Source organism: Streptosporangium sp. CA-135522 (genome assembly GCF_050949235.1).
GTDB lineage: Bacteria > Actinomycetota > Actinomycetes > Streptosporangiales > Streptosporangiaceae > Streptosporangium.
Genome location: NZ_CP192026.1, coordinates 8,023,122 through 8,047,022, shown reverse-complemented (window position 1 = coordinate 8,047,022; position 23,901 = coordinate 8,023,122). Strand labels below are relative to the sequence as shown.

Annotated in this window: 21 protein-coding genes and 2 pseudogenes; 15 read left to right on the top strand and 8 right to left on the bottom strand. The window is 70.4% G+C overall.

Features of this window, described 5'->3' with window-relative positions:
• Nucleotides 1–28: 28 nt before the first annotated feature.
• The gene (locus ACQPYK_RS37990) at nucleotides 29–1,123 is read right to left on the bottom strand and encodes an extracellular solute-binding protein (protein ID WP_433242390.1); all 1,095 of its coding nucleotides are present in this window, start codon (nucleotides 1,121–1,123) and stop codon (nucleotides 29–31) included.
• 312 nt (nucleotides 1,124–1,435) lie between these two features.
• Between ACQPYK_RS37990 and ACQPYK_RS37985 the strand changes: the two genes are divergently transcribed.
• From ACQPYK_RS37985 to ACQPYK_RS37970, 4 genes are read left to right on the top strand one after another with little or no spacing between them, the layout of a single operon-like run.
• Nucleotides 1,436–2,884 carry an aldehyde dehydrogenase family protein gene (locus ACQPYK_RS37985; protein WP_433242387.1) on the top strand — a complete coding sequence of 483 codons (1,449 nt, stop codon included), beginning with the start codon at nucleotides 1,436–1,438 and terminating at the stop codon, nucleotides 2,882–2,884.
• Nucleotides 2,869–3,771 carry a CoA-transferase gene (locus ACQPYK_RS37980; RefSeq protein ID WP_433242384.1) on the top strand — a complete coding sequence of 301 codons (903 nt, stop codon included), beginning with the start codon at nucleotides 2,869–2,871 and terminating at the stop codon, nucleotides 3,769–3,771. The genes ACQPYK_RS37985 and ACQPYK_RS37980 overlap by 16 nt, the downstream gene beginning before the upstream one ends.
• A gap of 34 nt (nucleotides 3,772–3,805) precedes the next feature.
• A complete protein-coding gene (locus tag ACQPYK_RS37975) occupies nucleotides 3,806–4,588 on the top strand; it encodes a CoA-transferase subunit beta (protein WP_433242381.1) in 783 nt (260 codons plus the stop codon).
• Nucleotides 4,585–5,403, top strand: a complete 819-nt coding sequence (locus ACQPYK_RS37970; RefSeq protein ID WP_433242378.1) for a citrate/2-methylcitrate synthase — start codon at nucleotides 4,585–4,587, stop codon at nucleotides 5,401–5,403. The genes ACQPYK_RS37975 and ACQPYK_RS37970 overlap by 4 nt, the downstream gene beginning before the upstream one ends.
• A 93-nt stretch (nucleotides 5,404–5,496) precedes the next feature.
• Here ACQPYK_RS37970 and ACQPYK_RS37965 read toward each other — a convergent pair whose 3' ends face one another.
• Entirely contained in the window at nucleotides 5,497–5,976 is a 480-nt protein-coding gene (locus ACQPYK_RS37965; RefSeq protein WP_433242375.1) for an NUDIX hydrolase, read from the bottom strand.
• A 169-nt stretch (nucleotides 5,977–6,145) separates the two neighbouring features.
• On the opposite strand from ACQPYK_RS37965, the gene ACQPYK_RS37960 reads away from it, so the two are divergent.
• The gene (locus tag ACQPYK_RS37960) at nucleotides 6,146–7,741 is read left to right on the top strand and encodes an alkaline phosphatase family protein (protein ID WP_433242372.1); all 1,596 of its coding nucleotides are present in this window, start codon (nucleotides 6,146–6,148) and stop codon (nucleotides 7,739–7,741) included.
• A 188-nt stretch (nucleotides 7,742–7,929) separates the two neighbouring features.
• Here ACQPYK_RS37960 and ACQPYK_RS37955 read toward each other — a convergent pair whose 3' ends face one another.
• A complete protein-coding gene (locus ACQPYK_RS37955) occupies nucleotides 7,930–8,562 on the bottom strand; it encodes a DUF47 domain-containing protein (protein WP_433242369.1) in 633 nt (210 codons plus the stop codon).
• Nucleotides 8,559–9,497 (bottom strand): anion permease, encoded by a 939-nt coding sequence (locus tag ACQPYK_RS37950; protein WP_433242366.1) that lies wholly within the window; start codon nucleotides 9,495–9,497, stop codon nucleotides 8,559–8,561. Before ACQPYK_RS37950 ends, ACQPYK_RS37955 begins: the two co-directional genes overlap by 4 nt.
• 148 nt (nucleotides 9,498–9,645) lie before the next feature.
• Between ACQPYK_RS37950 and ACQPYK_RS37945 the strand changes: the two genes are divergently transcribed.
• The 5 genes and pseudogenes from ACQPYK_RS37945 to purU all read left to right on the top strand — a co-directional run bounded on the left by ACQPYK_RS37945 (nucleotide 9,646) and on the right by purU (nucleotide 14,517).
• Entirely contained in the window at nucleotides 9,646–10,749 is a 1,104-nt protein-coding gene (locus ACQPYK_RS37945) for a pyridoxal-phosphate-dependent aminotransferase family protein (protein WP_433242363.1), read from the top strand.
• Nucleotides 10,750–10,779: 30 nt separating this feature from the next.
• Nucleotides 10,780–11,703 (top strand): LysR family transcriptional regulator, encoded by a 924-nt coding sequence (locus ACQPYK_RS37940; RefSeq protein WP_433242360.1) that lies wholly within the window; start codon nucleotides 10,780–10,782, stop codon nucleotides 11,701–11,703.
• 46 nt (nucleotides 11,704–11,749) lie between these two features.
• Nucleotides 11,750–13,009 (top strand): annotated as a pseudogene (locus ACQPYK_RS37935) (FAD-dependent oxidoreductase); the annotation flags it as partial.
• 202 nt (nucleotides 13,010–13,211) lie between these two features.
• Nucleotides 13,212–13,607, top strand: coding sequence for a glycine cleavage T C-terminal barrel domain-containing protein (locus ACQPYK_RS37930; RefSeq protein ID WP_433259036.1), 396 nt, complete (start codon nucleotides 13,212–13,214; stop codon nucleotides 13,605–13,607).
• Between the two features lie 55 nt (nucleotides 13,608–13,662).
• A complete protein-coding gene (purU, locus tag ACQPYK_RS37925; RefSeq protein WP_433242357.1) occupies nucleotides 13,663–14,517 on the top strand; it encodes a formyltetrahydrofolate deformylase in 855 nt (284 codons plus the stop codon).
• A gap of 32 nt (nucleotides 14,518–14,549) precedes the next feature.
• Here the strand turns inward: purU and ACQPYK_RS37920 are convergent, their stop codons facing one another.
• A complete protein-coding gene (locus tag ACQPYK_RS37920; protein WP_433242354.1) occupies nucleotides 14,550–15,539 on the bottom strand; it encodes a helix-turn-helix transcriptional regulator in 990 nt (329 codons plus the stop codon).
• A gap of 94 nt (nucleotides 15,540–15,633) precedes the next feature.
• Here ACQPYK_RS37920 and ACQPYK_RS37915 point away from each other — a divergent pair, with 94 nt between their 5' ends.
• Both ACQPYK_RS37915 and ACQPYK_RS37910 read left to right on the top strand, forming a co-directional pair.
• Nucleotides 15,634–16,032, top strand: coding sequence for a VOC family protein (locus tag ACQPYK_RS37915; RefSeq protein WP_433242351.1), 399 nt, complete (start codon nucleotides 15,634–15,636; stop codon nucleotides 16,030–16,032).
• 4 nt (nucleotides 16,033–16,036) lie between these two features.
• A pseudogene (locus ACQPYK_RS37910) lies at nucleotides 16,037–16,153 on the top strand (IS481 family transposase); the annotation flags it as partial.
• 190 nt (nucleotides 16,154–16,343) lie between these two features.
• Here ACQPYK_RS37910 and ACQPYK_RS37905 read toward each other — a convergent pair.
• Complete coding sequence (locus ACQPYK_RS37905; RefSeq protein ID WP_433242348.1) at nucleotides 16,344–18,416, bottom strand: prolyl oligopeptidase family serine peptidase; 2,073 nt, start codon at nucleotides 18,414–18,416, stop codon at nucleotides 16,344–16,346.
• 333 nt (nucleotides 18,417–18,749) lie between these two features.
• On the opposite strand from ACQPYK_RS37905, the gene ACQPYK_RS37900 reads away from it, so the two are divergent.
• The 3 genes from ACQPYK_RS37900 to ACQPYK_RS37890 are packed head-to-tail and all read left to right on the top strand — an operon-like array spanning nucleotide 18,750 to nucleotide 20,362.
• Entirely contained in the window at nucleotides 18,750–19,259 is a 510-nt protein-coding gene (locus ACQPYK_RS37900; RefSeq protein ID WP_433242345.1) for an HNH endonuclease, read from the top strand.
• 53 nt (nucleotides 19,260–19,312) lie between these two features.
• Nucleotides 19,313–20,134: a GNAT family N-acetyltransferase gene (locus ACQPYK_RS37895; protein WP_433242342.1), complete on the top strand. Its 822-nt coding sequence runs from the start codon at nucleotides 19,313–19,315 to the stop codon at nucleotides 20,132–20,134.
• A gap of 15 nt (nucleotides 20,135–20,149) precedes the next feature.
• The gene (locus ACQPYK_RS37890; protein WP_433242339.1) at nucleotides 20,150–20,362 is read left to right on the top strand and encodes an FmdB family zinc ribbon protein; all 213 of its coding nucleotides are present in this window, start codon (nucleotides 20,150–20,152) and stop codon (nucleotides 20,360–20,362) included.
• 978 nt (nucleotides 20,363–21,340) lie between these two features.
• On the opposite strand, the gene ACQPYK_RS37885 is transcribed toward ACQPYK_RS37890, so the two are convergent.
• Both ACQPYK_RS37885 and ilvD read right to left on the bottom strand, forming a co-directional pair.
• Nucleotides 21,341–21,847: a helix-turn-helix transcriptional regulator gene (locus ACQPYK_RS37885; RefSeq protein ID WP_433242336.1), complete on the bottom strand. Its 507-nt coding sequence runs from the start codon at nucleotides 21,845–21,847 to the stop codon at nucleotides 21,341–21,343.
• Between the two features lie 81 nt (nucleotides 21,848–21,928).
• Nucleotides 21,929–23,767 carry a dihydroxy-acid dehydratase gene (gene ilvD / locus ACQPYK_RS37880; RefSeq protein WP_433242332.1) on the bottom strand — a complete coding sequence of 613 codons (1,839 nt, stop codon included), beginning with the start codon at nucleotides 23,765–23,767 and terminating at the stop codon, nucleotides 21,929–21,931.
• Between the last annotated feature and the right edge of the window lie 134 nt (nucleotides 23,768–23,901).

The window sequence follows — 23,901 nt, the reverse complement described above, 5'->3', positions numbered from 1 at the left end:
CCGGCCGCAGGGTCAGGAATGTGCTGGGTCACGCGAGGACCTTTGCCTCCCAGTCGGCGACGATCTGCTCGGGGTTGATCTTGGTGATCTCGATCTCCTTGACGGGCGCGTAGGCGGCGTCCGGCAGCCAGTTGGCCTTGGCCTCCGCCGGGAGTCGCAGGTCGCCGTTGAGGGCCCGGATCGGGCGGGCGCCGAACTTGGCGAACAGGATCTGGGCCTCGTCGGACAGGACGTAGTCCAGGAAGCCCTTGAGGAAGTCACCCTTGGCGGTGTTGTACCTGTTGATGATCAGGCCGGACGGGGACCAGACGGAGCCGTCACCGGGGATGATCACTTCCACGTTGACGTTCTTGGCCTTGAGCGCGCTCTTCTGGGCCAGACCGTTGAAGTCGTAGTTGATCTGGATCGGGGCCTCGCCCTTCTCCAGGCTCTCCTCGCTCATCTTGACGTCGCTGAGGTTGCCGGCGTCCTTGAGCTTCTTGAAGTAGTCGTAGGCCGGAGCCAGGTCGTCCACCGCGCCTCCGTTGGCGATCGCGGCGGCGACGACCATGGCCTGGCCGGTGCCCGAGGACGCCGGGTTCTTCGTGGCGATCATGCCCTTGTACTCGGGCTTGAGCAGGTCGGCCCAGCTCTTCGGCGGGTTGGCGACCTTGTCGGTGTTGACCACGAACGCCGGCACGCCCACGAAGGTGGCCACCCAGCCGCCGTCCTTGGCCTTCTGCCAGTCCTTGAGCCTGCTCGCCGACGGCGGCAGGTAGGCGGGGACGACCCCCTTGGCCTCGGCCACCGGGCCCCACATCAGGCCGATGTCGCTGGCGGTGCCGACCGGGTTGCTCTTCTCCGCGTCGATCCGCTGGATCTCCTCGGCCGAGGACATGTCGGTGTCGGCGTGCTTGCAGGTGCCGTTGTGCTTGGCGCAGAACGTCTTGACGACCTCGCCGTAGTTGGCCCAGTCGGGGGCCAGGCCGTAGGTGGGCAGGTCGGCCCCCTGAGCCGCGATCTTGCCCGCGTCCGGCGCGGCGGTCCAGTCGTAGTCACCGGCGGTGTCGGCGCCACCGCACGCGCTGAGGGAGAGCAGGGCCAGGACGGTCGCCGAGGCCACGCGCAAGCGGAGATTTCTCATAGAAAATACCCTTCTGGGAGCTTTACGCACTGAACCATGGCGTTTGTCGGCCTTCCCTGATCGACGATTAGTCCACCGGGCTGTTTCGATCAGATGAATTCGGGGTTAACGGCACCTGCCTGCGAAGGACCACATGTTTTTCGAATGTCTAGCCCAGTGACGCGGCCCGGCCAACGTGTCATTTGTTGATCCGGCCCATAGGCAAAGCGGTATAGCCCCTGCCTATGGAGGGCATCGGTTAATTCCCCCTTGTGAGAGCGGGGAGCGTGCGGTGAGGCTGACCAGGACAGCCGCACGGTGGAAAGGAATCCGATGGAGAGTCGCTACCTGCTCAACCACATAGGCGGTCAGTGGCGCCCACCGGAGAGCGGGCAGACCCGGCCCAACATCAACCCGGGTGACCTGTCGGACCACATCGGCGACTTCGCCGAGTCCGGCGGCGCCGACGTGGACCTCGCGGTGGAGGCCGCCGCGGCGGCCTTCCCCGCCTGGAAGGCGCTGGGACCGATCAGGCGGGCGGAGTACCTGCGAGCCGCCGAGCGGCTCATCGAGGAGCGCGCCGAGGACTTCGCCCAGGCGATCACCCGGGAGCAGGGCAAGCTGCTGAAGGAGGCGCGCGGCGAGGTCCGGCGCGCGCTGGCCATCCTCGACTTCACCGCGGGCGAGGCCCGGCGGCTGAACGGCGATACCACCCCGGCCGAGGAGCCCCGGACCTTCTCCTACACCTTCCGCTCGCCGCTCGGTGTGGTGGGGCTGATCACGCCGTGGAACTTCCCGCTGGCGATCCCCATGTGGAAGGTGGCCCCGGCGCTGCTGTCGGGCTGCACCGCGGTGTTCAAGCCGTCGCCGTTCACCCCGCTGACCGGCGCGCTGCTCACCGAGGTCTTCGCCGACGCGGGCCTGCCCACCGGAGTGCTCAACCTCCTGCAGGGGGACATCGCCGCCGGCGAGGCGCTGGTCGCCGACGAGCGCGTGGCCGGGGTCAGCTTCACCGGCTCCCTCCCGGTCGGCCTGGCCATCCACACCGCGGGCGCGCCCCGGCTGCTGCGCACCCAGCTTGAGCTGGGCGGCAAGAACGCCGTGCTGGTCCTCGCCGACGCCGACATCGAAAACGCCGTCAGAGCCGTCCTTCATGGCGCGTTCGGCCAGTCCGGCCAGCGCTGCAGCGCCACCTCGCGGGTGGTGGTGGACGTGCGGGTCAAGGAGGAGTTCCTGGAGCGTCTCGTCGGGAAGGTCTCCGCGCTGAAGGTCGGCATCGGCACCGACGCCGGTGCCGACATCGGCCCGGTGGTCAACGAGGCTCGGATGCGGGCCTGCCTGGAGGCGATCAGGACGGCGCAGGAGTCGGGGGCCAAGGTCGCGGTGGGAGGCGGGCGCCACACCGAGGGCGTGCCCGGCGGCTGCTACGTCCAGCCGACCGTGCTGCGCGATGTGCCATGGAACAGCGAGATCGCCCAGGAGGAGATCTTCGGCCCGGTGCTCTCGGTGGTCGACTGTGACGGTTTCGACGACGCGATGCGCATCTCCAACTCCGTCAGGTACGGCATGAGCGGCACGATCTTCACCTCGGACATGTCCAAGGCGTTCGAGGCGCTGGAGCGGTTCGAGGCGGGGATGCTGCACGTCAACCGGCCCGGGGTCGGCGCCTACGCGCACCTGCCGCACATGGGCTCGAAGATGTCGCAGTTCGGCCCGCCGGAGTGCTCTCCGCAGGTCTGGGACTTCTACACCGAATGGAAGTCGGCGTGCATAAGCTACTGACCGCGCCGGAGGCGATCTCGCGGTTCGTCGAGCCCGGCGCGGTCGTGGGCATGGGCGGCCAGAACATCAACCGCTGCCCGATGGCCCTGGTCCACGAGCTGATCCGGCAGCGGATCGGCGGGTTGACCGTGGTCGGCTGCAACCTCTCCCTGCCGTTGGACATGCTGGTGGCCGCCGGGCTGGTGGCCAGGACCGAGCAGGGCACCGGCAACCTGGAACGCTACGGCACGCTGTTCGCCTGGCGGCGGGCGGTGGAGCGGGGCGAGGTGAGCGTGGGCGACCACAGCCACCTGGCCATGGCCACCCGGTTCGCGGCCGGTGCGCTCGGCCTGCCGTACCTGCCGACGCGCAGCCTGCTCGGCACCGACCTGCTGGCCGACATGGTGGCGGCGGGATATGCCCAGCAGGAGGTGGACCCGTGGAGCGGCAGTCCGCTGGTGCTGCTGAAGGCGATGACCCCGGACGTGGCGATCATCCACGCGAACCGAGCCGACATTTCTGGAAATGTCGTCATTGAAGGTGTCACCTCGCACGAGGTGGACATGGTCCGGGCGGCCAAGGCGACGATCGTCTCGGCCGAGGAGATCGTCCCTGCGGGGACGTTCACGGATCGGCCCGAGCAGGTCACGATTCCCGAGGTCTACGTCACGGCCGTGGTCGAGCAGCCGTTCGGCGCCTTTCCCACCTCGGTCTACCGCGCCTACGACTTCGCCGAATCGGAGATCAGGCAATACCAGGCGCTCGGCAGGGCCGGAGACGGAGAGCTACGTGACTGGCTCACCGCCAACGTGCACGCCGGGCCCGACTTCGATGCCTTCCTGGCCCTCCGCGACCCCGGCGGTTCGCTCCGGTCCCGGCTGGCCGACCAGATGAGGAGCCTCATTTGAGCGAGTCCACCACCCGCCTCCGCCGGGAGCGGGCATGACGACCCAGACCGTCGGGGCTCTTCCTCGCGAGCTGCTCGTGGTCGAGGGAGCGCGGCAGATCAGGGACGGCGACCTGGTGATCGTCGGGACAGGGTTGCCGCTGCTCGCCGCGACGCTGGCCCAGCGCACCCACGCCCCGGACGCCAAGCTCGTCATCGAGTCCGGGGTGATGTTCCCCCGGGTGGTGCCGACCCCCGTCTCGGTGGTCGACCCCCGGTTGATGCACGGCGCCTCCCGCCACGGCTCGCTGTTCGAGGCCCTCGGCGGCCTGGTCCAGCGGGGCCTGGTGCGCACGGGTTTCCTCGGCGGAGCCCAGGTGGACGAGTACGGCAACATCAACTCCACCTGGGTGCCCCGCTCCAGCGGTGAGCGCGTCCGGCTGCCCGGCAGCGGCGGCGCCAACGACATCGCCAGCCACTGCCGCCAGGTCGTCGTCCTCACCGACCACGAACGGCGGCGCTTTCCCCGGCGCTGCGACTACGTCACCAGCCCCGGCTTCCTGTCGGGTCCCGGCGCCCGCGCCGAGGCCGGGCTGCCGCCGCTGGCCGTCAAAGTCGTCACCGACCTGTGCGTCATGGAGGCCGAGGACTCGACCCTCATGGTCACCGCGCTGATGCCCGGCGCCACGGTGCGGGCCGTACTCGACAACACCGGGTTCGCCCCGGCGTTCTCCCCCGAACTCACCACCGTCGTCCCACCGGACCCCGAGCACCTGCGCCTGCTGCGCGAGGAGCTCGACCCGGCGTGCGTGTACTTCCCCGAAAGGAAATCCCGTTGACCGACAAGAAGCCGTTCGCCTGGGAAACGGCCATCGCCTGGAAGAACAAGGACCGCATCGTCGTACGCGGTTACGACGTCAACGAGCTGACCGGCAACATCACCTTCGGTGAGCACTTCCACCTCGTGCTGCGAGGAGAGCTGCCGACGCCCGAGGTCGGCCGGATGACCGAGGCGATCATGGTGAACATGGCCGAGCACGCCATGTCGCCCTCCTCGGCCACCGTGCGCTTCGCCACCGCCGGCGGCGCCGAGCTCAACTCCGCGGTCGCCGCCGGCGTCGCCGGCATCGGCCGCCTGCACGGCACCGCCGACCGGCCGGCCGAGATGTTCCTCGCGGTGGCCGAGCGGGCCGAGCACGACGGGCTGGCCGACGCCGACGCCGCGGCCAAGGTCGTCGCGGAGATGCGCGAGCGCCGCCAGCGGATGCCCGGCTTCCACCACGCCCAGCACATCCGCGACCCCCGTACCGTCCGCCTGCTCGGCCTCGCCGACGAACTGGGCGTCACCGGACGGTACGTCACCATCGCCCGCGCGATGGAGGACGCCACCGAAGACGTCTTCGGCCGTCGCATCTGGATCAACGGCCCCGGCGCCATGGGCTGCATCGGCCTGGACATGGGTTATGAGCCGCTCCAGCTCAAGGCGCTGTTCATCGTCTGCCGCTCCCTGTCGCTGTGCGCCCACTCCATCGAGGAGGCCACCCGGGAGAAGGGCTGGCGCGCCTCGGCCAACTCTCACATGGTCCAGCCGCTCGACCTGGCGATGCAGGGACCGGACAACTACGACGGTCCCGCCGACCGAACCCTGTCCTGAGAGGGCCCGGCGATCCCTGCGAGGGGGCAGGAGAGGTCTTCGGAGGTCCGGGGAAGTTTCCCGGGGAGCCCGGATCGGCCCGGATCGGCCCGATCAGCCCAGCCGGGTGATCCGGGAGACGACCTCCATCAGGTCCGGAGGCTCCAGCGGGTCGGCGAGCCCGGCCATCTCCGCCGGGGAGAACCAGCCGAATCCCAGATAGGTGTCGTCCTCCTCGGCGGTGAACGCGCCGGGGGCCACCTCGGGGGTGCCGTCGAACCGGGCCAGGTAGAACCGCTCGGTCTTGGCGTAGTGGACGCCGAGCCAGTCGAACTCCCGGCGCACCGGCACCCACCGGTCCAGCACCGCCTCACCCGGCAGCCCGGTCTCCTCCGTCAGCTCCCGCCGGGCCGCCTCGAAGGGGCTCTCGCCCGGGTCGATCCCGCCACCGGGCGGCTCCCACAGGCTCCTGCCGCCGACCGCGTCATGCCAGTGCATCAGCAGCACCCGACCGTCACCGTCCACGCAGACCACCCGCGCCGCGGCCCGGTCGCTCGCCGGGGAGTCGCCCACGCTCGCCTGAGAGTCGCTCATAAGCCCGGCACGCTATCACCATCTATGCGGCCAATCCGTCTATAGCAACTGCTGAAAAGCGTGTTGACCTGCGGAGACGTCCTCAACCTGGCAGCCTTTACGCGGTCAACCGTGCCGGAGGTCCCTCGCGTAGAGCCGGAATGCTCCGGCCCAGCGAGGAAGGACGTTCATGCGTTTTCGCAACGCGGTGGTGGCGGCGGCGGTCGCGGTCATGATCCTGATCCCGGCGACGGCGGCCCTGGCCGAACCCGGCACTCCCACGCCGGTGCCTCCCGCCCCGAGCCCCGCGCCGGAGAAGATCCTGAACACCACGGCCGCCCGCGCCGCCCCCATTCCGGTGCCGGACGTCCCGTACGGCATCAGCGCGAGCAAGGTGCTGGTGATCGGGGTGGACGGCCTGCGCCACGACCGCATCGCCGCGGCCGACGCGCCGAACCTCGACTCGCTGATCGCGCACGGCGCCTTCGGCACCAGCCTGCTCTACACCGACCCGATGGCCGCCACCTCCAGTGGTCCCGGCTGGTCCACGATCGCCACCGGAACCTGGCCGGACAAGCACGGGGTCAGGAACAACGTCTTCGCCGGAAAGCGCTACGACCTCTACCCCGACTTCCTCACCCGGCTGGAGAAGGTCGACCGGGCCTACTCCACCTACGCCGCCATGGACTGGAAGGCCCTCGGCGACCAGGGCACCTTCGGCGCCGGCATCGACGCGCGGATCGTCCTCAACGGCGACACCTCCGGATATCCCGCCGAGGACGGACGGATCGCCCAGGTCTCCGAGAAGGTGCTGCGTGAGCGCGATCCGGACGTCGCCTTCGTCTACTTCGGCAACGTCGACATCACCGGCCACCACAGCGGCGCCGGCAGCCAGGCCTACCTGAACGCGATCGCCACCGTCGACGGCTACGTCGGCCGTCTCCTCAGCGCGATCCGGAGCCGTTTCACCTTCCACAACGAGCGATGGACCGTGATCGTCACCACCGACCACGGCCACACCGACGTCGGCGGGCACGGTGGCTCCAGCATCGAGGAACGCCGTACCTTCGTCCTCGCCGCCGGCCCCGGCATCGCCGCCGGGTCCACCCCCTCCGACACCCGCCTGGTGGACGTGGCCGCCACGGTCTTCGGCCAGCTGGGCCTTTCGCTTCCGGCGGGTCTGGACGGCAAGTCCGTCGTGCGGCGTTCCACCGACCCGTTCGACCGCCTGTCCCTGCGCGGGCGGGTTCACGAGAGCGGCATCCCGACCGAGGCCAGGGGGTTCACCCACACCCCGCCCGCCGGCTGGTCGGTGGACAACAGGGGCCTGCCCTCCGGCGGCGTCGAGGAATGGCGCGGCTGGTCGTTCACGACGGACGAGTTCTGGTCCCGCGCGCAGCGGGACCAGTGGCGGGAGCTGTTCGTCCGGGGCCGCGGCGTGTTCGCCGTGGCCGACTCCGACGAGTGGGACGACCGCTCCCACGACACCGGCACCTTCAACTCCACGCTTGTCAGCCCGCCCTACCCGGTCGCGGGCCGTTCCTCGGCGAGGATCGGCTACGTCACCCACTACCGGCAGGAAGGCGACCAGAAGGCCCAGGTCCTGGTCTCCTTCGACCGAGGAGGCACCAAGATCGTGAAGGTCTACGCCGCCGACGCCGTGGCCAAGGTCGAATCCCTTTCCGTGACCATCCCGACGGGCGCCACGAAGATGACCGTCCGCTTCCGCTATTACAACGCCGACAACAGCTGGTACTGGGCCGTCGACGACCTGCGCGTCTCCTGATCCACCGGGCGGGCCGTACCACCTGATCCGGTACGGCCCGCCCCCGGGCGATCCCGTACGGCCCGCCCTGCGGGTCATCGGGTACGGCCCGCCCTGCGGGTCATCGGGTACGGCCCGCCCCGGGCGCGCTCGCCGACCCGCTTCCCACCCGACGGCGTGCGGAGCCGCGCGGGAAGGGGGCGGGGAGGTCAGCGTTTCATCGCGCCGTCGGCGATGGCGTCGGCGGCCTCGCTGATCGCGGCGCCGACGATCTCCAGGCGGCGGACCAGTTCGCGCTCCTTCATCGTCTCGGCGCTGATCGTGCCGGAGAAGATGCGGGCGATCTCGTACTGGTACATGCGCCGGAGGGTGCCGCCGACCTTCTTGGCCTCCAGCGCGTCGTGGGTGACCACGGACGGGCGGGAGGCCAGGTCACGGACCGCGGACTCCAGGGCCTCGATGCCGACGATCACCTGATCGAGCATGGGGGCGAAGCGCCGTTGGTCGCGGACGCGGTAGAGATGCGACTCGCGGACGAAGTCGCGCAGGGAGTCGAGCACGTCGTCGATCGAGCGGGACAGCCGGAACAGGTCCTCGCGGTCGATCGGCGTCACCAGGGAGCCGGACAGCTCCTCCACCAGGCGGGCGCGTTCGGTGTCGCCGCGATGCTCGACGGCCCGCATCTGCTCGTGGGCGTCGGTCCGGCCGGTGTCGCCGCTGATCATGGCTACGGCCAGCCAGGCGCCCTCCTTCGTGGCCTCCAGCTGCCCGATCAGCGCCTCGGCGAGGGCACTGTCCATCCGGCCCGTCATCAGATCCCGCACGCGTCGTAGTCGTTTCACGCGATCACTCCTCGGACGACGAGCGCCGCCGTCGCCGCGAGCAGCCCGCTCACCGGCAACGTCAGCGTCCAGGCTAAGACGATCTTCGTGGCGGCGTGCCAGCGCACCCGGCCCGAGCCTTCGGCCACCCCTGCGCCGACGAGGGCTCCGGCGATCGTCTGGGTCATGCTCACCGGTGCGCCGATCACGGCGCAGCCGATCACGGCGGTGCCGCTGGCCAGCTCGGCCGTCACGCCGTGCAGCGGGCGCGAGGCGATGATCCCCCGGCTGAGGGTACGGCCGGCACGCGGCAGGCCGTACAGGGCGCCGGCTCCGAACAGCGCCGCCACGACCAGGCAGACGAGGAGCGAGGGGGTGCGCAGGTCGAGGGCGAGCATGAAGACGGCCAGCATCTTCTGGCCGTCGTTGGCCGCGTAGGCCAGGCACTGCAGGGCGAAGCCGGCGCGATGCCACCGTCGCAGCGTGCGGCCGTGTGCCCGCCGTACGAGCAACCGGCTCATCGCGACCGCCAGCAGCCCGCCGGCGAACGGCGCCGCCAGCGCGACCGCGAGCACGAACACCACCGCGCCGCCCGACACGGGCAGGTTCCAGCCCAGGCTCGCGCCGGTGATGGCGCCGACGATGGCGAGGGTCAGGCTGGTGGGCAGTCCCCGGCTGCTGAGGAACGCGACGACGGCCAACGCGGAGAGCACGGCGACGACCAGCGCGACCTGGCCGTAGGGACCTTCCAGGCTCGCCAGCCGGGTGGTGAAGGTGGTGGCGACCTGGTGGGTCAGCAGGGGGACCAGCGCGACCGTGACCATCATCATGATCACGCCGGTCATCGGCGGGATGCTAGGGATCTTGAGGCCGGTCGCCAGCAGTGCGCCACCGTCGTTGACGCCGGTGACGACCGCGAAGAGTCCGGCGAGCGACGTCAGGGCGACCAGGCTCACGCTTCCACATCCCAACTGAACGGCAGGTGAAGGGCAAGGCCGGTTCGGCTATGGGGTCCATAGGCGAATGACGGCTGCCCTCGCTCGCGGTCCATGGGTAGCGTCCCCAATACACCGATACGGACACACCTACCCAGAGGCCGAGTGGATGATGGACGAAGAGCTCATTCTGTTGAACCCCGGACCGGCGTGTACCTCGCAGCGGGTCAAGGACGCCCTGCTCCGCGGGGACCTGTGCCACCGTGAGCCGGAGTTCACCGAGTTGCTCACCCGGATCCGCGAGGGGCTTCCGCGCTGCCTGAACCTGGCCAACACCCACGAGGCACTGCTGGTCACCGGCTCGGGCACGGCCGCCATGGAGATGGCGGTGATCAGCTCCGTCCGTGAGGGCCGCTCGATCCTCGTCGTGAACAACGGCGTCTACGGCGAGCGCATGATCAAGATCGCGGCGGCGCACGGCATCCCGGTTCACGAGGTGCGCAGCGAGTGGACGGTTCCGGCCGATCCCGGGGCCGTCCAGGCCGTGCTGGCCGAGCACGACGACGTGGACGCGGTCGTCTGCGTCCACCACGAGACCACCACCGGCCTGATCAATCCGATCAAGGAGATCGGCGAGATCGTCGCCGGCACCGGCGCGCTGTTCGTGATCGACGCGATCAGCGGGACCGCGATCGAGGACCAGGACCTGGCCGAGGTCGCCGGTGACGTCATCTGCGGCACCGCCAACAAGGGGTTGCACGGACAGCCCGGCATGTCGTTCATCCTGTGCAGCGACAAGTCCCTCGAGCGCATCGCCGAGGTCCCGGTGCGGTCGCTCTACCTCAACGCGGCCGGCTACCTGCAGGGCCAGCGCAGGGGCGACGTGCCGTTCACCCCGGCGGTGCAGGTCTGCTACGCCCTGGACGAGGCCATCGCCGAGTTCGAGGAGGGCGGCGGCTTCGCGGCCAGGACCAAGCTCTACCGGGAGCGGGCGGCACTGGTCCGCGGCCAGTTCGCCCGCCTGGGGCTGAAGGTGCTCGTGGACGAGCCGTACCGTTCAAATACCGTCACAATGATTCATCTTCCGGACAAAGTCTCGTATGTCGCTCTTCATGATGAGCTGAAGAAGCGTGGCTACGTTATCTACGCCGGTCAGGGGCAGCTGTCGGCCGACTTCTTCCGCATCTGCACTATGGGGGAGATCCCCTGGCATCGGCTGGAGCAGCTCGAACAGGCGCTTCGCGAGTCGATCGACGCCGCTCGCAGCGTGTGAGGCCCCGGGCCGGGACAGGGGAGGGACGACATGCAGCTCAACCTGCACCGCCTGTGGATCTTCATGACCGTGGTGGAGTGCGGTGGCTTCTCGGCCGCCGCGCAGAAGCTCTACCTGAGCCAGCCATCGGTCTCCCACCAGGTCCGCCAGCTTGAGCAGTCACTGCGCACCACCCTGATCGACCGCAGCGGCGCGCGGATCCGGCTGACCCCGGAGGGAGAGGTCATGCTGGCCTACGCCAAGCGTGTCTTCCTCCTGGCCGACGAGGCCGTCACCGCGATCCGCCAGGTCTCCGGCCTGCAGACCGGGACCCTGGTCGCCGGCGGCACCACCACGGTCGGCACCTACCTGCTGCCGCCGCTGCTGGCCGCCTTCCGCGACCAGCACCCCGGTATCGAGGTCGGCATCTACGTCGGCAACGGCCAGCAGGTCGAAAAGCAGCTCGTGGACGGCGAGATCGGCGTCGCCGTGCTCGCCGGAGAGCCCGGCGCCGCCCAGCTCGTGCACGAGCCGATCCTGCAGGACCGGCTCGTGCTCATCACCGAGCCCGGGCACCGCCTCGCCGCAGCGGGTACGGCCGAGCCCGGCGACCTGGCCGGGGAGCGGTTCCTGCTGCGCGAACCCGGCTCGTCCACCCGGGAGCTCCAGGAACAGGCCCTGGAGGTGTGGGCACTCGACGAGGCCCGCCGTGCCGAGATCTGGGGACCGGAGACGATCAAGCAGGCGGTCGCGGCCGGGCTCGGCGTCTCGCTGGTCTCCGAACACTGCGTCGAACGGGAGCTGGCCGACGGACGGCTGGCCGCCCTGGAGGTCGCCCCGGCGCCCAGCCCCAGGCCGATCGTGCTCGCCCACCGCCGGGACCGCCTGCTGGCCCCGGCCGAGCAGGCCTTCATCGCCCTGCTGCGCGGCGTGCGCAGCTGGCCGGGACAGAACCGTCTGAGGAGCATCTCTTGAAGGACGCGCGGATCCGACGCGACGAGCCGGCGGCGGGAGACGGCCGATGAGCAAGGTGCTCCCCTCGCGTGCCCGGGCGGTCATCGTCGGCGGAGGCATCGTCGGCTGCAGCGTGGCCTACCACCTGGCGGAGCTCGGCTGGACCGACGTCGTGCTGCTCGAACAGGGACAGCTCTCCTGCGGCACCACCTGGCACGCGGCCGGACTCGTCGGCCAGCTGCGCGGCACCCGGAGCATGACGGAGCTGATCCGCTACGGCACCGACCTCTACGGCCGTCTGGAGCGGGAGACCGGGTTCGGCACCGGCTGGAAGCGGTGCGGCAGCGTCAGCGTCGCCCGGACCGCCGAACGGATGACCCAGCTACGGCGGACCGCCGCGGCCGCGCGGAGCTTCGGAGTGGAGTGCGAGCTGATCTCCGCCCGGGAGGCGGGCGAGCTGTGGCCGGCCATGCGCACCGACGACCTGGCGGGCGCGGTCTGGTTGCCGGGTGACGGCAAGGCCAACCCCTCCGACCTCACCCAGGCGCTGGCCCGCGGCGCTCAGCGCCGTGGCGTCCAGGTGGTCGAGCGCGTCAAGGTGACCGGCTTCTCGGTGCGAGACGGCCGGGTCACGGGCGTGCGGACCAGCGAGGGCGACATCGAGACGGAGGCGGTGGTCAACTGCGCCGGGCAGTGGGCCAAGGCCCTGGGCAGGCTGGCCGGGGTGACCGTGCCACTGCACTCGGCCGAGCACTACTACATCGTCACCGAGCAGGTCGCCGGGGTGCACCCCGACCTGCCGGTGCTGCGCGACCCCGACGGCTACACCTACTTCAAGGAAGAGGTCGGCGGCCTGGTCGTCGGCGGCTTCGAGCCGGATGCCAAACCGTGGGGCATGGACGGCATCCCCGAGCCCTTCGAGTTCCAGCTCCTGAACGAGGACTGGGACCAGTTCGCGATCCTCATGGAGAACGCCGTCCAGCGGGTCCCGGCCCTGGACACCACCGGCGTGCGGATGTTCTACAACGGGCCGGAGAGCTTCACCCCCGACAACATGTTCCTGCTCGGCGAGGCGCCCGAGCTGCGAGGTTTCTTCGTCGGCGCGGGATTCAACTCGGCGGGGATCGCCTCGGCGGGCGGCGCGGGCAGGGCCCTGGCCGAGTGGATCGTCAACGGCGAGCCGACCAGCGACCTGTGGGCCGCCGACCTGCGGCGCTTCGCCCCGTGGGCGGGCAACGACGCCTGGCTGCACGACAGGGTCAAGGAGACCCTCGGCCTGCACTACGCCATGGCCTGGCCCAACCGCGAGCTGGAGACCGCCCGGCCGCTGCGCCGATCCCCGGTCCACCACCTGCTCCGCGACGCGGGAGCCTGCTTCGGCTCCAAGATGGGCTGGGAACGGGTCAACTACTTCGGTCCCGCCGCGCCGTACACCTTCGGGCGGCCGGACTGGCAGCCGCTGGTCGACGCCGAGGTGCGGGCTGGCCGCCGGAGACGTCACCCAGGCCGGCCACTACGCGATCGAGGCCATGCGCCTGGAGAAGGGCTACCGGGCCTGGGGCCGCGAGCTCGGCCCCGACGTCACGCCGGCCGAGGCCGGTCTGCGGTTCACCTGCAGGAAGGACGGATCCTTCCGGGGAGCGCAGGCGGCCGCCGCGACGTCCGGCCGCCGGGTCGTCTCGATCGTCCTGGACGACCCCGACGCGCGGCTCTGGGGCGGCGAACTGCTGCTGGCCGACGGCGTCCCCACGGGACACGTCACCTCGGCGGCCTACGGCCCCACCCTCGGAAGGGCGGTGGCCTTGGGCTTCGTCGGCGACCACACGGTGGGCACGGTGCAGGTGGAGGTGGGCGGAGCGCTGTACTCTGCCCAGATCGGCGTGAAGGCGCCGTACGATCCGACCTCATCGAGGGTGAAGGCATGACTGAGCGACCCACAAGGCCCGGTGCGGGCTCCGCGCGGCTGAGCGGGGGGGGCCTATGAGCTCCACCGGCCAGTTCGTACTGACGTTGTCCTGCTCGGACCGGCCCGGTGTGGTGGCCGCGGTCTCCGGCCTCCTGGCCGCGCGGGGCTGCAACATCATCGAGAGCCAGCAGTTCGGGGACCCCGTCGCCGGGCGGTTCTTCATGCGGGTGCAGTTCGTCTCCCCGATCTCCGACGCCGAGCTCCGCACCGCCTTCGCCGCGCTCGCCCCCGACCTCGGCATGGATTTCAAGCTGCGCGACCTGGCCGTCAAGCCGCGCGTGCTGGTGATGGTCAGCAAGTTCGGTCACTGCCTCAACGACCTGCTCTACCGCACGCGTTCCGGCCTGCTCGACATCGAGATCGTCGCGGTGGCCTCCAACCACCCCGACCTGCGCCCGCTGACCCAGTCCTACGGCATCGACTACCACCACCTGCCGGTCACGGCCGAGACCAAGTCACGCCAGGAGGCGGAGATCCTGAGCCTGGTCGAGCACTACCAGGCCGACCTGGTGGTGCTCGCGCGCTACATGCAGGTGCTGTCGGAGGACCTCTGCGCCAAGCTGGCCGGAAACGTGATCAACATCCATCACTCGTTCCTGCCGTCGTTCAAGGGGGCCAAGCCGTACCACCAGGCCCACTCCCGCGGGGTGAAGCTGATCGGCGCGACCGCCCACTACGTCACCCCCGACCTCGACGAGGGGCCGATCATCGAGCAGGAGGTGGCCCGGGTCAACCACACCCACTCCGCCGAGGACCTGGCCGCCATCGGCCGCGACGTCGAGTGCCAGGCCCTGGCCCGCGCCGTACGGTGGCACGCCGAGCAGCGCGTCCTCCTCGACGGTCACAAGACCATCGTCTTCCCGCGCTAGCCGTGCCATCTCATGACATTGGTTCCTCGCTGTCAGGCTTGACGGGCGTAGGACGTGAGGCGATCGGCGAGCACGGTGACGAGGTCGCGCAGCTCGTCGGGGCGCTCGATGACGAACGGCCGGTCGAGTGAGGCGAGTACCGGAGGCAACCAGTCGAGCCGCTCCGCCCGCAGCTCGACGCGCAGCCAACGCTCGGTCGCCCGGTCCTCGCCTGCCACGGGCGCGTACTCCTCCAGGCTCGCGACGCTGGCGGGAAGGTGGGCGCGGATCTGCCCGACCGTCCCGTGGATCCGCAAGGTCACCTCATGCCGGTACTCGGCCGTGGCGAACGCTGACAACACGCGCTGTGCCGGACCGGGACCCACGGGCGCTTCGAATGAGCCTGGCAGGGTCCGCGCGTCTGCGATGCGGTCGAGCCGGAAGGTTCGATCCTGGCCGATCTGGGCGTCCTTGCCCGTGACGTACCACCGGCCCGCATGGGCGACGATCCCGTACGCGTGCAGCATGCGTTCGCTGCGCCGTCCGTCGCGGTCGGTGTAGCGGATCGAGACCGGTCGGCGGTGGCGCACCGCATCGGCGATGGTGAGCAGGACCTCGGCGTCCGGGGTGTCGAACTCGCCGGGCTGATCCGTGAAGGCGAGAGCTTCCAGGAGTGTGTCGAGCCGACGGGCGATGTGCTTGGGCAGCACCCGCCGGATCTTCGCCGATGCCGTCTCGCTTGCCGTGTGCTGCGTCGTCGTCAACCCTGCTCGGCGGCCCGCGACCAGGCCGAGCAGCACGGCCAGCGCCTCGTCGTCGCTGAGCATGAGCGGAGGCAAGCGGTACCCGGGGGCGAGCCGGTACCCGCCGTAGCGGCCGCGCACCGATTCCACGGGTACGTCCAGGTCGATCAGCTGGTCCACATACCGCCGCACGGTGCGCCCTTCGACGCCGAGCCGGTCGGCTAGTTCGGCCACCGTCCGGGTGCCGCCCGACTGCAGCAGCTCTAGGAGTGTCAGCACACGGGCGGTGGGTCGAGGCATGTTCGCAGCCTACCTGTGAATATAGGACCGATTCTGTCCACTATTTCCCCTAGCCTGCGCAGTGCACGCCTCCAGCACAGCCAAGGAGATCCCCATGGACTTCGTCTCGATCCGCATCATCACCAGCGACGTAGCGCGCCTCGTCGAGTTCTACGAGCGAGCCACAGGGGCGCGGGCGACGTGGGCCACCGAAGACTTCGCCGAACTCAAGACCGCGGGCGCCACCCTCGCGATCGCCGGCACCCGCACCGTCCCGCTGTTCGCCCCGGGCTCTGCCCGCCCGGCGGACAATCACAGCGTGATCACCGAGTTCCTCGTCGACGACGTGGACCACGTTCACCAGAACCTGACCGGCTTCGTCACCGACTTCGTCACCGAGCCCACCACGATGCCCTGGGGCAACCGGTCGCTGCTGTTCCGCGACCCCGACGGCAACCTCGTCAACTTCTTCACCCCCGTCACCCCGGCGGCCATTGAAAAGTTCGCACGCTGACGCCACGCACAGCCGCTACCTCACCGACAACGGCGCGTGCTACCGGTCTACGACCTGGGCTGACGCGCTCGCCGCGACCGGTACGAAGCACAAGCGGACCAAGCCGTACACGCCGCGCTCGGCGGCCGACCGCCCATCAGCCGGACCGCCGGGAGCGACTACCGGATCGTCTTCGACCAGCCGCCCGAACCACTCGCGGACATCCCGCAGCAGCTCACCTTCGAGGACTTCGTGTAACCAAGGTCCCGAGACACCACGGCTAGCCGGGCTCCCGGGACCGGATCACGGTCCCGGGACGCGCGTCCTGCCGGCTAAGAGGTCAGGCCCGTGTGGTGAGCCATGAAGGTGAGCTGGTCGGCGGCGAGCTCGACGGTCTTGCTCACCGCACGGGCGCCGTGACCGACCTCGGTCTCGTTACGGAGCAGGATCGGCCGGTCGGAGGACTGGGCGTGCTGGAGGGCGGCGCACATCTTCCAGGCGTGCAGCGGGTGAACCCGGGTGTCGGACTGGAAGACCGTGAACAGCGTGGCCGGATAGGAGACGCCCTCGCGGACGTTGTGGTAGGGCGAGTAGGCGTACAGCCAGGCGAACTCGTCCGGCTTCTCGGCGGAGCCGTACTCGACGTTCCAGGTCGCGCCGAGGCCGAACAGCTCGTAGCGGACCATGTCGAGCAGCGGGGCCGAGCAGACGACCGCGGCGTACAGGTCGGGGCGCTGGGTCAGCGCGGCGCCGACCAGGAGGCCGCCGTTGGAGCCGCCGGAGATGGCCAGCCGGGAGGCGGTGGTGACGCCGCTGGCGATCAGGTGCTCGGCCGCCGCGTGCAGGTCGTCGTAGACGTTCTGCTTGTTGCCGAGCATCCCGGCCCGGTGCCACTCCTCGCCCTGCTCGCCGCCGCCGCGCAACTGGGCGATGGCGTAGGCGCCGCCCGCCTCGACCCAGGTCAGGATCGACGCCGAGTAACCGGGGGTCATCGAGATCCCGAAGCCGCCGTAGCCGTACAGGATGGTCGGGCGCGGGCCCTCGACGCCGGGCTTGGAGATCACCAGCATGTGGACCTCGCTGCCGTCGGCCGAGCGGTAGGTCACCTGCTCGGTGTCGACGGCGGGCACCTCGACGGAGCCGGGGGAGGCGGCCCAGAGGGTGGTCTCGCCGGTGCGGGCGTCGTAGCGCTGGATGGTCGGCGGGGTGGTGTTGTCGGTGTAGCCGAACCAGGCCTCGTGGCCGCCCTCGGGGCGCTCGCTGATGCCGCCGATCGTGCCCAGGCCGGGCGTCGGCACCTCCCCGACCCGCTCGCCGGTGCCCAGGTCGTGGACGGAGATCTCGCTGATCGCGTGGCGGGTCCAGCCGACCAGCATGATCGGCTGCTCCAGGTCGTCGAGGATCGCGTAGTCCGACAGCACGGCCTCCGGGTCCTGGGGGATCAGGTCGCGCCAGTGCTCGAAGGCGGGGGTGGCGGGGTCGGTCACGCAGATCCGCCCGCGCGGGGCGTCGCGGTCGGTGAAGACGTAGAGCCTGCCGTCGCGGCCGAAGTGCAGGGCGCTCTGGGCGTCCACGTCCTGCTGGACGACGACGAGATCCGGGGACTCGGGAGAGGAGGCCGACAGGTCGGCGACCCACAGGTCGTTGCGCGGGGCCGTGCCGCGGGAGGCGGAGATCTGCAGCCAGCGGCCGTCGCGGGAGACCGCGACGCCGTAGTAGTTGGTCTTCTCCATGCCGTCACCGAAGATCAGGACGTCGTCCTCGGTGGAGGCTCCGACCTTGTGCAGGTAGACCCGGCGGTGGAACTGCTCCTCCCCCTCGGGAACCTCGGTGGAGGGCAGCCTGCGCACGTAGTAGAACGCCTCCCCGCCGGGCAGCCAGGCCACGGGGGAGTAGCGGCACCGGTCGATCGGCCCCTCGATGCGATCGCCGAAGGCGACGTCCATGAGGTAGAGGCTGGACTCCTCGTCACCGCCCACCGAGATCTGGTAGGCGAGCAGGCGGCCCTCCTTGTCGGGCTGCCACGAGTCGAGCGTGGTGAGACCGGTCGGGTCGAGCGCCATCGGATCCAGCAGCACCCGCTCGGTGCCGTCGGGGTCGACGGTGTAGAGGACCGCGTGCTCCTGCTCCGGGGTGCGCCGCATGAAGAAGCGCCGCTCCCCGCGCCAGACCGGCGCGCCGACCGAACCGCACTTGAGCAGCTCGGCGATCCGCGACTTGAACCCCTCCCGCCCGGCCAGCGCTCCCATCCCGGCGGAGAACAGCTGTTCCTCCTGCGCCAGCCACGTCTTGGTGGCGGGATCATCGGGGTTCTCCAGCCACCGGTAGGGGTCAGGGACGGGGGTGCCGTGCAGGTCATCGACGACCTCGTCACGGCCGGCAGGAGGATATGGCTGTCGCGTCATGGCAGGAACCCTACGACCTCGGGACCGCACCACGGGCCCATTGCGCGAGGGGCGTAGTCGATCAGCTGCAGGAGGAGTTAAAAACCAGTAATGCGGGCATAAAACGTACCAGGCGTCCCTTCAGTCATTTATGGGTGGCTCATTTATGGGTGGCGGGAACGACGATGCAGAAGCCAAAATTGGTTGAGGACGGTGCCGTGGTGACCATCCGCTGGGCCGTCCGGCGGAGGTCCTCGTGACGGAAGCGCCCGGGCCCCAGGAGGGGCCGCCAATCGGGGCACGCGACGGCGTGCCCCCTCTATTGACGCGTCGTGCGGCGGGAGAGGCTCGCTGATGCGCCAAGTCCTGCTACTCAACGCCACCTACGAACCTTTGACCACCCTCTCCCTGCACCGCGCGGTCGTGCTCGTGCTGAGGGAGAAGGCGGACGTCGTGCATCGCGACGGGCGGGGCGCCGTGTTCCGTTCGGCGAGTCGCACGCTCGACGTGCCGTCGGTGATCAGGCTTCGCCGATATGTCCGCATCCCCTACCGGTCGCGGATTCCGCTGACCCGAACCGCGCTGATGCGCCGGGACGACTACCGGTGCGCCTACTGCGGCCAGCGGGCCGAGACCATCGACCACGTGATCCCACGCTCGCGGGGCGGCCCGCACACTTGGGAGAACTGCGTGGCCTCGTGCACGTCGTGCAACCATCGCAAGGCCGATCGGATGCTGGAGGAACTGGGATGGTCGCTGAGCGTCGTCCCGGTGGTGCCACGCGGCGTCCACTGGAGGCTGATCGGCGCGCACAGCGTCGGCGACCCCCTGTGGGCGCCCTACCTCGCGGAGAGCGCGGCCTGACCGCGGCGTGATATCCGTTCGCCCCGGCCCGTCCGGTTCGGCAGAATCGACGTATGGGATGGAAGTTCACCTCCGATGTCGAGGTGTATGCCGGGGCGGCGGAGCCGTGGTTGCTGCGTGATCCGATCCGCAACACCGTCCCGCTCACGGTCCTGCGCTCGATCCGCAGCGGCCTGTGGGGCGACGACGTGCTGATGGCCTGGCTGGAGCGCGACGGCGAGACCGTCGCCGCGGCGACCCACACGCCGCCCCACCCCCTGCTGCTCGCCGACGTCCCCGTCGAGGCCGTCCGCGAGCTCGCCCCCCTGCTGATCGAGGCCGAGCGTGCGATCCCCGGCGTCTCCGGGCCGCTCGCGCAGGCCGAGGTGTTCGCCGCCGCCTGGTGGCGGCCCGAGGCCGGGCGCCGTTCCGAGCGCCTCTACCGGCTCGACGCGCTCGTCGCGCCCTCGCCCTTCCCGCCGGGGGCCGCCCGCACGGCCGTCCCCGACGACCTGGAGCTGCTGGTCCGCTGGGGCACCGAGTTCCAGATCGAGGCCGACGTGGCCGTCCCCTCCGACCTGACCGCGCTGGTGGCCAGCAGGATCAGCCGTGAGGAGCTGGTCGTGTGGGAAACCGGCGGGCGCGCCGTCGCCTTCGCCGGTACCACCTCGCCCATCGCGGGCGTGTCCCGGGTCGGCCCGGTCTACACGCCCCCACACCTGCGCGGGAAGGGGTACGGCGCGGCGGTCACCCATGCCGTGACGGCCAAGGCGCGGGCGGCCGGCGCCGCGCAGGTCCTGCTCTTCACCGACCTGGCCAACCCCGCCTCCAACTCGATCTACCAGGCGATCGGTTACCGACCGGTAGCCGACTACGCCTCCATCGTTTTCACCTGAAGTAATCTAGGTGCCATGCCGCGATACGACTTCCGCTGCCGCGCCTGCGGCTCCACCTTCGAGCTCTCCCGCCCGATGGCCCGCTCGGGCGACCCCGCGCTCTGCCCCCAGGGGCACGACGACACCGTCAAGCTGCTGTCCACGGTCGCCATGACCGGCGGATCCGGCGCCCCGGCTCCCCGGCCGGCCGGGGGCGGCGGGTGCTGCGGCGGCGGATGCTGCGGATAGGTCCTCGCGCCGCACACCGCGGACCCGCCTGAGCGCGCCGACCACGAGACGGGCGACGCGCTCGACCGTGGTGATGCCCGTGTCCTTGCGAGGGCTCCGCTCCGACAGCACGGCGACCAGCAGATCGTGGTCGTCCGAGCGGAGCCTGCCGACGCTGTTGACGGTCCACAGGCCGCCGTGCATCCGGGCCGGAAGCCAGCCGTTCTTCAGCGAGAGACGCTCTCCGGCGGCCGCCGCGGCGCTCACGCCCCAGGCCTGGTGAGGGACGACCGACGACATCAGCGCCATCGCGAAGCGCCGGTTCGGCGCGTTGACCGGACTCGCCGGAGAGCTGAGCGCCGAAAGTATCCTGAGCTGCTCGGACGGCCTGCTCCTGGTCGCGCCCCAGTAAAGTCCCGGACCCGGCCAGGTGTCGGCGGCCCCGAGCCCGCGCAGCACCCGGGTCAGGCCGAGCTGGCCGCCGACCGCGACGTAGAGCTCGTGCGCGGCCTGGTTGTCGCTCCTTCTGATCATCACCTCGGCGAGTGAGCGCTCCTGCCGGGTCAGCGGACGCCGCGCCGCCTGCGCCTTGAGCAGCAGCGCGGTCAGGATGGCGACCTTGGCGACGCTCGCCAGCAGGAAGTGCCCGCTGTCGTGGTAGGTGTAGCCGATCCCGGTGGCCCGGTCGAACACCGCGGCCGCCGTACGGCCGGGACGGGCGTCCAGATAGTGATCCAGCGTCCGGGTGAGGTCGCGGCGCTCGCTCGCGCCGAGCCCCGCCGCAGCCCCATCCGGCTCGGTGGCGGCGGGCGGCGCCGTCCGCGCGACCGCTCGTTCCGTCGCCCGCGCGGGGACGGGCGGCGGCCCGGCGGACGCCGACGCCCGGGCGCAACTGCAAACGATCATCGTCACGACGACGAGGGATGTCCCCCGAACCCTCATGGCCGGAGTCTGTCACCCGGCGTGCGCGATCCCGCCGAGTGACAGGTCAAGATCCGGCTATGCGGCGCGGCCGCCGTACATGGAGCGCCGTTTGCCCTGGAAGGGCAGGAAGCGGTCGGCCAGGTGCGGCTGAGCGGGCAGGAAGGTGGGCTCGGTGGCGACGATCCGGTCGAACCGGAAGGCCCGGATCCCGTGGCGCATGCGGCACATGCCCACGAGGTACCAGTGGTCGCGGTGGACCATGCACGTCACCGGGTCGACGTCGCGGACGGTGATCCGGCCGGACACGTCGCGGTAGTGCAGGCGGACCACGAGGCGGGAGGTGATGGCGTTGGCGATGGTCCGGGCCCGGTCGGCGACCGGGGCGGGCATCGGGTCGGTGAGGGTCGACAGGGTGGTGGCGATGACTTCGTCGTCGAGCTGCATGTGCTCGAACGCGTGGCGCAGGCCGCTGCGGGCGGCGTTGGCCTGCGGGCCCGAACCCAGGTGCGCCAGGGACAGGGCGAGGGCGGCGATCTCGGCGGTCGTCAGCGGGCTGGCGGAGGGCTTCATGACGTTAGCCATACCCAAATGATACGGACGAGCACCGACATTTTTCGAAAGTCCTGTCGGGTACGGCATGCCGTACCCGACAGGAACACGACGTCAGCGTGACAGCTGCGACAGGTCCCGCGAGGCCCCGGTGGAGGCCGAAGTGGTCAGCGCGGCGTAGGCCTGCAGCGCGGCGCTCACCGGGCGGTGACGGTCACGCGGCCGGTAACCGCCCAGGTCGGCCACGAGCCGCTCGCGGCGGGCCGCCAGCTCCTCCTCGGCGACCTTCAGCTCGATCGAGCGGCCCGGGATGTCGATCTCGATGATGTCGCCGTCCTCGACCAGGGCGATGACGCCGCCCTCGGCCGCCTCGGGAGAGGCGTGGCCGATGGACAGCCCGCTCGTGCCGCCGGAGAAGCGCCCGTCGGTGACCAGGGCGCAGGCCTTGCCCAGACCCTTGCCCTTCAGGAACGAGGTCGGGTAGAGCATCTCCTGCATGCCCGGCCCGCCCTTCGGCCCCTCGTAGCGGATCACCACGACGTCGCCGGCCTCGACCCGGTTGTTCAGGATGCCCTCGACCGCGTCGTCCTGGGACTCGAAGACCACGGCGGGCCCGGAGAACTTCCAGATCGACTCGTCGACCCCGGCGGTCTTGACGATGCAGCCCTCGGTGGCGATGTTGCCGTAGAGGACGGCCAGACCGCCGTCGCGGGTGTAGGCGTGCTCGGCGTCGCGCACGCAGCCCTCGGACCGGTCGAGGTCCAGGGACTCCCAGCGGGCCTCCTGCGAGTAGGGCTTGACGGTGCGGACGTTGCCGGGGGCGGCGTGCCACAGCTCCAGCGCCTCGGGCAGCACGCCGGCCGACTGCGGGTCCCAGTCGTTGAGGTAGTCGCCCATGGTGCCGCCGTTGACGGTGTGCGCGTCACGGTGGATCAGGCCGGCCCGGTCGAGTTCGCCGAGGATGGCGGGGATGCCGCCGGCCCGGTGGACGTCCTCCACGTGGTACTTCGCGGTGGCCGGGGCGACCTTGCACAGGCACGGCACCCGCAGCGAGATCTCGTTGATCTCCTTGAGGCCGAAGTCCACCTGGGCCTCGCGGGCCGCGGCGAGGATGTGCAGGATCGTGTTGGTCGAGCCGCCCATCGCCACGTCCAGCGCCATGGCGTTCTCGAAGGCGTCCTTGGTGGCGATGCTGCGCGGCAGGACCGTCTCGTCGTCCTGCTCGTAGTAGCGGCGGGTGATCTCCACGAGCTGGCGCCCGGCGTCCTGGAACAGCTTCTTGCGCGCCTTGTGGGTGGCCAGGATCGTGCCGTTGCCCGGCAGCGCCAGGCCGATGGCCTCGGCGAGGCAGTTCATCGAGTTGGCGGTGAACATGCCACTGCACGAGCCGCAGGTCGGGCAGGCGTTCTCCTCCATCTCCAGCAGCTCAGCGTCGGAGACGGAGTCGTCGGCCGAGGCGATCATCGGGTCGATCAGGTCGAGCTTGCGGCCGGCCGTCTTGCCGGCCTCCATGGGGCCGCCGGAGACGAAGACCGTGGGGATGTTGAGCCGGAAGGCGGCCAGCAGCATGCCTGGGGTGATCTTGTCGCAGTTGGAGACGCAGATCAGCGCGTCGGCGCAGTGCGCGTTCACCATGTACTCGACCGCGTCGGCGATCAGCTCGCGGCTGGGCAGCGAGTAGAGCATGCCGCCGTGGCCCATCGCGATGCCGTCGTCGACCGCGATCGTGTTGAACTCACGCGGGATGGCGCCCGCCTCGCGGATCGCCCCGGCGACCACGTCGCCGACCTCGCGGAGGTGGACGTGGCCGGGAACGAACTGGGTGAAGCTGTTGGCCACCGCGATGATGGGTTTGCCGAAGTCACCGCCGGCCACACCCGTCGCCCGGAGCAGGGCCCGGGCTCCGGCCATGTTCCTGCCGTGAGTGACCGTACGAGACCTGAGGGCGGGCATAGGGCTTCTCCCATCATCGAAACCGAGTCTTCAAATGGTACGGCTACCGCTCGGTGCTTGAGACGGCTGTCCACCACACGAGACGAGCGGCCGGCGATCCCCTGGTGGGCGACCATGGCGCGAAACCGTTCCCC

Bases quoted from the DNA above. Each gene is read 5' to 3' on its own strand.
- ACQPYK_RS37990 (WP_433242390.1), bottom strand. From the start codon at position 1,123: ATGAGAAATCTCCGCTTGCGCGTGGCCTCGGCGACCGTCCTGGCCCTG.
- ACQPYK_RS37985 (WP_433242387.1), top strand. From the start codon at position 1,436: ATGGAGAGTCGCTACCTGCTCAACCACATAGGCGGTCAGTGGCGCCCA.
- ACQPYK_RS37975 (WP_433242381.1), top strand. From the start codon at position 3,806: ATGACGACCCAGACCGTCGGGGCTCTTCCTCGCGAGCTGCTCGTGGTC.
- ACQPYK_RS37965 (WP_433242375.1), bottom strand. From the start codon at position 5,976: ATGAGCGACTCTCAGGCGAGCGTGGGCGACTCCCCGGCGAGCGACCGG.
- ACQPYK_RS37960 (WP_433242372.1), top strand. From the start codon at position 6,146: ATGCGTTTTCGCAACGCGGTGGTGGCGGCGGCGGTCGCGGTCATGATC.
- ACQPYK_RS37945 (WP_433242363.1), top strand. From the start codon at position 9,646: ATGATGGACGAAGAGCTCATTCTGTTGAACCCCGGACCGGCGTGTACC.
- ACQPYK_RS37940 (WP_433242360.1), top strand. From the start codon at position 10,780: ATGCAGCTCAACCTGCACCGCCTGTGGATCTTCATGACCGTGGTGGAG.
- ACQPYK_RS37930 (WP_433259036.1), top strand. From the start codon at position 13,212: ATGCGCCTGGAGAAGGGCTACCGGGCCTGGGGCCGCGAGCTCGGCCCC.
- purU (WP_433242357.1), top strand. From the start codon at position 13,663: ATGAGCTCCACCGGCCAGTTCGTACTGACGTTGTCCTGCTCGGACCGG.
- ACQPYK_RS37920 (WP_433242354.1), bottom strand. From the start codon at position 15,539: ATGCCTCGACCCACCGCCCGTGTGCTGACACTCCTAGAGCTGCTGCAG.
- ACQPYK_RS37915 (WP_433242351.1), top strand. From the start codon at position 15,634: ATGGACTTCGTCTCGATCCGCATCATCACCAGCGACGTAGCGCGCCTC.
- ACQPYK_RS37905 (WP_433242348.1), bottom strand. From the start codon at position 18,416: ATGACGCGACAGCCATATCCTCCTGCCGGCCGTGACGAGGTCGTCGAT.
- ACQPYK_RS37900 (WP_433242345.1), top strand. From the start codon at position 18,750: ATGCGCCAAGTCCTGCTACTCAACGCCACCTACGAACCTTTGACCACC.
- ACQPYK_RS37895 (WP_433242342.1), top strand. From the start codon at position 19,313: ATGGGATGGAAGTTCACCTCCGATGTCGAGGTGTATGCCGGGGCGGCG.
- ACQPYK_RS37890 (WP_433242339.1), top strand. From the start codon at position 20,150: ATGCCGCGATACGACTTCCGCTGCCGCGCCTGCGGCTCCACCTTCGAG.
- ACQPYK_RS37885 (WP_433242336.1), bottom strand. From the start codon at position 21,847: ATGGCTAACGTCATGAAGCCCTCCGCCAGCCCGCTGACGACCGCCGAG.
- ilvD (WP_433242332.1), bottom strand. From the start codon at position 23,767: ATGCCCGCCCTCAGGTCTCGTACGGTCACTCACGGCAGGAACATGGCC.